Source organism: Streptomyces zinciresistens K42 (genome assembly GCF_000225525.1).
GTDB classification, from domain to species: Bacteria; Actinomycetota; Actinomycetes; order Streptomycetales; family Streptomycetaceae; genus Streptomyces; species Streptomyces zinciresistens.
This window is the reverse complement of record NZ_AGBF01000041.1, coordinates 36,488-44,758: the sequence shown is the minus strand read 5'-3', so window position 1 is coordinate 44,758 and position 8,271 is coordinate 36,488. Positions and strand designations below refer to the sequence as shown.

5 protein-coding genes are annotated in these 8,271 nt (G+C 73.0%); all 5 read right to left on the bottom strand.

Annotated elements, in window-relative coordinates; translation table 11 throughout:
• On the bottom strand, positions 1–1,083 hold a 1,083-nt coding region (locus tag SZN_RS15145; RefSeq protein WP_007495872.1), incomplete at its 3' end, for an ATP-binding cassette domain-containing protein.
• A gap of 152 nt (positions 1,084–1,235) precedes the next feature.
• Entirely contained in the window at positions 1,236–2,006 is a 771-nt protein-coding gene (locus SZN_RS15140) for an ABC transporter permease (RefSeq protein WP_007495870.1), read from the bottom strand.
• Position 2,007: 1 nt separating this feature from the next.
• Positions 2,008–2,994 carry an ABC transporter ATP-binding protein gene (locus SZN_RS15135; RefSeq protein ID WP_007495868.1) on the bottom strand — a complete coding sequence of 329 codons (987 nt, stop codon included), beginning with the start codon at positions 2,992–2,994 and terminating at the stop codon, positions 2,008–2,010.
• Positions 2,995–3,151: 157 nt separating this feature from the next.
• On the bottom strand, positions 3,152–4,087 hold the full coding sequence (locus SZN_RS15130; protein WP_007495867.1) for a coiled-coil domain-containing protein: 936 nt from the start codon (positions 4,085–4,087) through the stop codon (positions 3,152–3,154).
• A 196-nt stretch (positions 4,088–4,283) separates the two neighbouring features.
• Positions 4,284–8,132, bottom strand: coding sequence for a polarized growth protein Scy (gene scy, locus SZN_RS15125; protein ID WP_007495865.1), 3,849 nt, complete (start codon positions 8,130–8,132; stop codon positions 4,284–4,286).
• Positions 8,133–8,271: the final 139 nt, after the last annotated feature.

The window sequence follows — 8,271 nt, the reverse complement described above, 5'->3', positions numbered from 1 at the left end:
CTGCCCCGGCACGCCCTGCTGCGGCTGGTCCTGCGCGCCCGGGAAGGGCTGCGCGCCCGGCTGGGGCGGCGGCGGTGCGTACCAGCCCGGCTGGCCCTGGCCCGGAACCGGCATCGGAGGCTGGGCGCCGGGCGGCAGCGGCTGGTGGAGCCCGGCCTTCTCGTCGGCGGTCGAGCGGTAGTCGACGGCGCCCTGCGTCATCCGCATGTACGCCTCCTCCAGCGACGCCTGGTGCGGCGACAGCTCCCACAGCCGTACGTCGGCGTCGTGCGCGATGTCGCTGATGCGGGGCAGCGCCAGCCCCGTCACCCGCAGCCCGCCGTCCTGCTCGGGCAGTACATGGCCGCCCGCCTCGGTCAGCGCGCCCGCCAGCTTCTCGCGCAACTGCGGCTCGGTGTCGGGTGTGCGCACCCGGGCGAAGCCGGCGGAGTTCGCGGCGATGAAGTCCGGCACCCTCATGTCGGCCAGGAGCTGTCCGCGCCCGATCACGATCAGATGGTCGGCGGTCAGCGCCATCTCGCTCATCAGGTGCGAGGAGACGAAGACGGTACGGCCCTCGGCCGCGAGCGACTTCATCAGGTTGCGCACCCAGAGGATGCCCTCCGGGTCGAGGCCGTTGACCGGCTCGTCGAACAGCAGCACCTGGGGGTCGCCGAGCAGCGCGGCGGCGATGCCGAGCCGCTGGCCCATGCCGAGGGAGAAGCCGTTGGAGCGCCGCCCGGCCACGTCCTGGAGGCCCACCACGCCCAGCACCTCGTCGACCCGGCGGGCCGGGATGCCGGAGAGCTGGGCCAGGCTCAGCAGGTGGCTGCGGGCGGCCCGGCCGCCGTGCACTGCCTTGGCGTCGAGCAGGGCGCCGACCTGGCGGGGGGCGTTGGGCAGCCTGCGGTACGGGTAGCCGCCGATCGTGACATGGCCCGCCGTCGGGTTGTCCAGGCCGAGGATCATGCGCATCGTCGTGGACTTGCCCGAGCCGTTGGGGCCGAGGAAGCCGGTGACGGCGCCGGGCCGCACCTGGAAGGACAGGTTGTACACAGCGGTCTTGTCGCCGTAGCGCTTGGTCAGGCCGACTGCCTCGATCATGCTCCGCACCCATCGAAAGGTTCTGGACAGCGGGGCGCACGCCCCCCGTAAGGCTTAGGAGGATATCGAGGAGCTGACGGTTCCGCTCAAGGGCGGGTAAAAACTTCACGCCATGGCGGGTGCCGCCCCCTCCGGGAGGCACCCGCGCCGCGTCAGGCGTCCCGCTTGCGCAGGGTCACGTAGCCGCCGGCGATCGCCGCGATCACCCACAGCGCCATGATCCCGAGGCCGCCCCAGGGGCCGTACGGCTTGTCGTCGTCGATCGGGGTCACCACCTGGAGGATGCGGCTGCCGGCCTGGTCGGGCAGGTAGCGGCCGACCTTCTGGGTGGCGGAGACATTGCCGAGGATGTTGGAGACGAGGAAGAAGAACGGCATCAGGATGCCCAGCGAGAGCATCGGCGAACGCAGCATCGCGGCCACGCCCATCGAGAACATCGCGATCAGCATCATGTACAGGCCGCCGCCGAAGACCGCCCGCAGCACCCCCGGGTCACCGATCTGCGCCCGGTGCTCGCCCAGCATCGCCTGCCCCAGGAAGAACGTGAGGAAGCTGGTGGCCAGGCCGACGAGCAGGGAGAGGCCCGTCGCCACCGCGATCTTGCTGAAGAGGAAGGTCCCGCGCCGCGGCACGGCGGCCAGCGAGGTGCGGATCATGCCGGTGCTGTACTCGTTGGACACGACCAGCACCCCGAACACGATCATCGCCAGCTGGCCGAGGCTCATCCCGGCGAAGCTGATGTAGGTCGGATCGAAGGAGAGCCGGTCCCGGGCGCTCAGGCTGTCGAAGTCGCTGTTCGACAGCGCGGCGATCAGCATCCCGAGGGCGACGGTGACCACCACGGCGAGCGACAGCGTCCACACCGTCGACGCCACCGACCTGATCTTGGTCCACTCGGAGCGCAGTACCTGGGTCGTCGCCATCTCAGCCCTTCCTCCAGCCGTCGCCCCATGCCTGCCCGGGGGCCGGTCCGGGGGCCTGCCCGGGAGCCGGTCCCGGGGCCGGTCCGGCCTGTGCGTGGTACTCCACCGACTCCGCCGTCAGCCCCATGAACGCCTCCTCCAGCGATGCCTGTTGCGAACTGAGCTCGTGGAGCACGATCTGGTGCTGCGCCGCCAGCTCCCCGATCCGCTCGGGCTTGCCGCCGTCCACCTCCAGCGCGCCGCCGCCCGCCTCCACGGCCGTGATCCCGGCCGTGTGCAGCACGTCGCGCATCCGCTCGCGCTGCGGGGTGCGGACGCGGACGTACGACCTGGAGTTCCGCGCGATGAAATCGGCCATCGAGGTGTCGGCGAGCAGCCGGCCCTGCCCGATCACGACCAGGTGCTCGGCGGTCAGCGCCATCTCGCTCATCAGATGGGAGGAGACGAAGACGGTACGGCCCTGCCCGGCGAGCGACTTCATCAGGTTGCGGATCCAGTGGATGCCCTCGGGGTCCAGACCGTTGACCGGCTCGTCGAACATCAGGATGCGGGGGTCGCCCAGCAGCGCGGCGGCGATGCCGAGCCGCTGGCCCATGCCCATCGAGAAGCCCTTGGTCTTCTTGCGGGCGACCGCCGTCAGCCCCACCGTCTCCAGCACCTCGCGCACCCGGGAGTCCGCGATGCCGTTGCTCTGCGCGAGGCAGAGCAGATGGTTGCGGGCGCTGCGCCCGCCGTGCCACGCCTTGGCCTCCAGCAGGGCGCCGATGGCCGTCAGGGGGTCCTTGAGCTGTTCGTAGTGCCGTCCGTCGATCCGCACGTCGCCCGCGGTGGGATGGTCCAGGCCCAGGATCATCCGCATGGTGGTCGACTTGCCCGCGCCGTTGGGACCGAGGAAACCCGTGACGATGCCCGGTCTGACGGTGAAGGAGAGGTTGTTGACAGCCACCTTGTCGCCGTACCGCTTGGTCAGCCCCGAGAGCTCAATCATGCGGCCACGCTAGGGCGGCCGTTGGGCCGGTGCCACCCGGGCGGGCAAACAGAGGTCCGCCACCGGGCGACGGCGGGCCCCGGCCGGCCCGCCGGACATGACGCGGGTCCGCCCCCCCTGACGGGGAAGCGGACCCGTGTCGTCCTACCTCACACGGTCACCGGGACTGCTGCGCCGGGACACCACGGGAGATCGGCTCGTCGTCGGCCGGGGAACTGGCGGCGGCGACGGCGGCACCCGTGAGGGTCGCCAGCATCTCGCGGACGTTCGTCAGCTGGGCGTTGATGCTGTCGCGGCGGTTGGTGAGGGCCGCCAGCTCGCGCTCGGACTCCGAACGGATCCGGTCGGCCTTCGCGTTGGCGTCGGCCACGATGTCCTCGGCCTGGCGCTGAGCCGTCTCGACCGTCTGGCGGGCGCGGCGCTCGGCGTCGGTCCGCAGCTTCTCGGCCTCCAGGCGCAGCTGCTCGGCGCGGTGCTCGATCTCGGCGAGGCGCTTCTCGGCCTTGGCCTGACGGGAGGCCAGGTCGCGCTCGGACTGCTCGCGGCGCTTGGCCAGGTTCGTCTCGAAGTCGGCAGCCGCCTGCGCGGCCTTCGCGCGGGTCTCCTCGAAGAGGGCGTCCGCCTCCTCACGCTTGGACTGAGCGTCCTTCTGGGCCTCGGAACGCAGCTGCGAGGCGTCGCTCTTGGCCTTCTCGACGATCCGGACGCCCTCGTCCTCGGCCTTGGACTTGCGCTCCGCGGCGAACGACTCCGCGTCGTTGCGGACCTGCTGGGCCGCCGACTCGGCCAGCTCGCGGTGCTGCTCGGCCGCGCGGCGGGCCTCCTCGCGCAGATCCTTTGCCTCCTCCTCGGCGAGGCGGAGGATCTTCTCGACACGCGCGCCGAGGCCGGCGTACGACGGCTCCGCGTCGGTCACGGCGGCCTGGGCGTTCTGCGTTTCGAGGTGGAGCTCCTCGATGCGCTTTTCCAGAGCGGTGATGCGGGTGAGAGCGCTGTCACGGTCGGAGACGAGCTTCGAGATCCGTTCGTCCACCTGAGCGCGGTCGTACCCACGCCGCACAAGCTCGAAGCCGTAGGGGGAAGTGTCGCTCATGGGGTTCCTGTCGAATGAGACCGGTGAGGTGATAAGTGGAATCCTAGGGGCCTGAGCGGTGTGTCATCGAGCGGATACGTGTTTGATCTGGAGAATGAGACCCCTTTTGAGTGGCTAACCTTCGGACGGCTTGCCAAAAACCGGGTCAAAACCCCCAGGGCGCGTCGGAACGCGCGCGTCGGAACACGCGCGCCCCCTACCCGTCGGACGGCTTGCCACCCGATCGGGGCGCCCCGACCGTCGCCCCCGCCTTGACCCCGCCGTCCTTGGCGCCGCCCGGCGCCTCGAAGGACTCCAGCGCCTCCAGGACGTCCTGCACCCGGGAGATCTCGGCGTTGATGTCCTCACGCCGGCGCACCAGGACCTCCAGCTCGCGCTTGCCCTCCTCGACCGTGCGCTTGGCCTCGCGGATCGCCTCGGCCTTCAGCTCCTCGGCCTCCCGCACCAGCGACCCGCGCTTCAGCTCGGCCTCCTTGAGCAGCCCCTCGGCCTTCTTCACGGCGGCGATACGGACCTTGCCCGCCTCGGAGTTGGCCTCCGAGACCAGTTCCTTCGCCTTCGCCTGCGCCTTGGCCAACTGCTCCTCGGCCGCCTTGATCAGCGCGTCGCAGCGGTCGCCCGCCGACCTCATCGTCTCGGCCGACTCACGGCGGGCCCGCTCGTGCAGCGACTCGATCTCCCCGGTGACGCGCTCGCGCAGCTCCTCCGCCCGCTCCCGGATCGCCGTGGCGTCCCGGCGGGCCCCGACCAGCAGCTCGTCGGCGTCCGTACGGGCCTTCTCCACCAGGGAGTTGCCCTCGACCGTCGCCTCGGAGACCAGCCGGTCGGCCTCCGTACGGGCGGCCCCCACCATGGTGTCGGCCTGCCCCTCGGCGTCCGCGGTCGTGCGGTGCGCCTGCTGCTGCGCCTCGGTGAGCAGCTTGTCGGCCTCGGCCGTGGTCTCGGTGATGAGCAGGTCGACCTGCTCGGCCGCCTCCGAGCGCCGCTTGTTGGCGTCCTTGCGCGCCTCGTCCAGGGTGCGCTCGGCCTCCGTGCGCGCCGCGGACACCAGCCGCTCGGCCTCCGCCGCCGCCTCGGCCCGCAGCCGCTCGGAGTCGCCGCGCATGCGATCGGCGTGCTGCTGGGCCGACCCCACCGTCTCGGCGGCCCCGGCGCGCAGCCGCTCCGCATCCGAGGTGGCGTCGCCGACCAGCTTCTCGGCCCGCGCGAGGGCATCGGCCCGCACCCGGTCGGCCTCGGTGACGGTCTCCGCCTGGAGCCGCTCCGCCTCCGAGCGGGCCTCGGTGATGAGGGTGTCGGCCTGCGTCGCCGCGTCCGAGCGCATCCGGTTGGCGTCCTCGCGGGCGTCCGCCCGGGTCCGCGACGCGGCCTGGTCGGCCTCGGCGAGCTTGTCGGACGCCTCGCTGCGCAGGCGCTGCGCGTACTCGGCGGAGTCCGAACGCAGCCGGTCCGCCTCGGCGATCGCCTCCCCGACCGTGCGCTCGGCGAGGGACTTGGCGGCCTCGGACTCCTCGTTGGCCTCGCGCCGCATCCGGGCCGCGTCCTCGCCGGCCCGCTCGCGCTCGGCGTAGGCGTCGGAACGGACCCGGTCCGCCTCCTCCTCGGCCTCCCGGCGGGTGCGGTCCGCCACGTGCTCGGCGGCGCTGCGCAGCCCGGAGATCTCCTCCTGGGCCTGCTCGTGCAGCCCGGAGACCGAGTCGCGGACCTGCTGGGCGTGCTGCTCGGCCGCCGACACCATCTCGGTGGCGCGCCGGTCGGCCTCCTCGACCAGCCGAACCGCCTCGGCCTGCGCCTCCTCCACCCGGTTGCGGGCGGAGGCCAGCAGTTCCTCGCTCTGCTCGCGGGCCCGCTCGCGCTCCTGGTCGGCCTCCTGCCGGGCGGAGCCGAGGAGTTCGTCGGCCTCGCGGCGGCGCCGGGCGGCCTCCTCCTGGGCGGCGGCCAGCGTCTCGGACGCCTCCGCCGCCAGCCGCTCGGCGGCGGACTGCGCCTCGGCGCGCACCCGGTCGGCGGTGTCCTGCGCCTCCGACTTCAGCCGCTCCGCCTCGACGGCGGCCTCCGAGCGCAGCCGTACGGCGACCGACTCGCCCTCGGCACGGGACGCGGACGCGTCCGCGGCGGCCTCGGTGCGCAGCCGGTCGGCCTCCTCCTCGGCCTGCTGCCGGAGCGTACGGATCCGCTCGGCGGCCTCCGAGCGCAGCCGGTCCGTCTCCTCGCCGGCCTCGCGCCGGATGCGGGCGGCGGCCTCGCGGGCCTCGCTCAGCGCCTCCTCGGCGGCCGTGAGCCGCTGCTCGGCCTCGGTGTGAAGGCGCGTCAGCTCCTCGGCGGCCTCCGCGCGCCGGGCCTCGACGCCCCGCTCGGTCTCCTCGTGCAGCTCGCGGGCGGCGCGCTCGGCGTCGGCCTTGACGCCCTCGGCCTGCTCGACGACCTCCTCGCGGTGCCGCTCGGCCTCCTGGCGGGTGCGCTGAAGGGTCTCCTCGGCCTGCCGGCGCAGCGTCGTCGCGCGCTCGATGGCCTCGGTGCGGACCTTCTCGCTGTCCGTGGTCGCCTTCTGGCGCAGCTCGTCCGCGTCCTGCCGGGCCTTGGCGAGCAGTTCCTCGGCGGTCTTGGCCGCCTCCTCGATCTGCTGGACGGCCTCCTTGCGGGCCTCCGCGCGGATCTTCTCGCCCTCGGCGACCGCCTCGGAGCGCAGGTGCTCGGCCTCGCCGCGCAGCCGGCGGGCCTCCTCCTGGAGCTCGACGGTCTTGGCGCGGTACTCCTTGGTGTCGTCCTTGGCCGCGCCCTTGAGCTGCTCGGCGATGTCGTTGGCCTCGCCGTGCAGCCGGGCCGCCTCGGCCTCGGCCTCCCCGCGGATCCGCTCGGCCTCCTCGGAGGCGGCCTTGGTGGTGTTCTGGGCGTCCTGCTGGGCCTTGTTGAGGACGTCCTCGGCGGTCTTGGCCGCCTTGGAGAGCTGGGTGGCGCTCTCCTCCGCGGTGATCGTGCGGGCCTTCTCGGAAGCCTCGGCGACGATCTTCTCGGCCTCCGCGCGGGCGTCGGCGACGACCTGCTCGGCGTCCGACCGGGTGCTCTCGGCCTCCTTGGTGGCCTCGCTGACCAGCCGGGCGACCTGCTCCTTCGCCGTGCGCGTGCGCTGCTCGTTGGCCGACTCGGCGCTCGCGAGGGCCTTCTCCGCGGCCGTCTTCGCCTCGGCGACCAGCTTCTCGGCCTCGGTCTGCGCCTTGCGCAGCGCCTCCTCGGCCTCCGCCATGCGCTGCTCGGCCGCCCGGCTGAGCTCGCCGGCCCGCCGGCGGGCGGTGTCCGACTCGTCGGCGGTGGAGCTGCGCAGCTGCTCGGCGTGGTCGGCGGCCTCCTGGGCCTGCGCCGAGGCGGCGTTCAGCAGCCGCTCGGCGTCCGTCCGCGCCCGGCGCAGGATCTGGTCCGCCTCCGCGCGGGCCTCCTCGGCCGCGCTCGTCAGCCGCTGGCGGGCCTCGCCGGTGAGCCGCTCGGCCTCCGTGCGCGCCGAGGTCATGGCCTGGTCGGCCTCGGTGCGCGACTCGTCGAGGAGCCGGCGGGCCTGCTGCTCGGTGCGGGCGCGCAGCTGCTCGGCCCACGCCACGTTCTCGTTGACGTGGGACTCGACGGTCTGCCGGCGCTCCGACAGCTCCTGGTCCAGCTGCTGGCGGCGGGTCACCGCCTCCTGGTGCAGCTCCGCCTGGAGCCGGGCCGCCTGCTCGGCGTGCTCCTGGAGGATGCGCTGCGTCTGCGCGCGGGCCTGGCTGAGCTCGCGCTCGGCCTCCTGGCGCAACTGGTCGGCCTGCACCTGCGCGTTGCGCAGCAACTGCTCTGCCTGGTAGCCGATGTCACCGCCGTCGAAGGCCGGCCGGGACATGATGGTGCGCCGAGCCTCGTGCAGCTTCGCACGCAGCACCTCGACCTGGTAGCCGAGGTCCTCGGCGTGCTGGATCGCCTTCTCCCGCTCGGTCTTCAGCCGATCCATCTCGGCCTCGAACCGAGAGAGGTGGTCGACGTCAGCCGCCGGCTCTCGCTCCTGGCGTTCGTAGCCCCGCACTGCGCGGTCCCATCCGTCCCCTGGTCGCATCTCTGGCCATACGAGCCCCGTCCGTCCGCCGAACGGTGCCCCCGGGGAATGGTGTCAGATCAACGGCGGAGCACGGGCTGCCGCCCCGACGCTCGCCCCCCGAAACCGG